Here is a 422-nt window from a genome sequence, read left to right on the forward strand (position 1 = left end):
CAGTTCGGAGCATACGGTGCATGGACCATTGTTGGTGGTAAACAATCATGGATCACTATTGCAGATACTTCTGCATACAATACCAAAGTGACCCTGCTGGCTGGTCATACCGCTACACTGRTATGGACAATCACTAACGGCACTTGTGCCGCTACTACCAGCCAGGTGAAACTCACCAACTACGAAGTGCCTTCTACTTCAGTGGCAGGTCCTGAACAAAAACACTGTAATGACTCCATCTTCACGCTCGCAGCTAACAAGCCTGCGCAAATGGGTGCATACGGCGCTTGGACCATTGTTGGTGGTAAACAATCATGGATCACTATTGCAGATACTTCTGCATACAATACCAAAGTGACCCTGCTGGCTGGTCATACCGCTACACTGGTATGGACAATCACTAACGGCACTTGTGCCGCTAC

The 422-nt window shown here is 48.7% G+C and carries 1 protein-coding gene; it reads left to right on the forward strand.

Annotated features, from left to right (window positions below; genetic code table 11):
- Positions 1–422, forward strand: a 422-nt coding sequence (locus AC1DFM_RS34840; protein ID WP_477081391.1) for a hypothetical protein, incomplete at both ends; no start/stop codon positions are given.

This window comes from Chitinophaga sp. 05T412, from assembly GCF_056396465.1.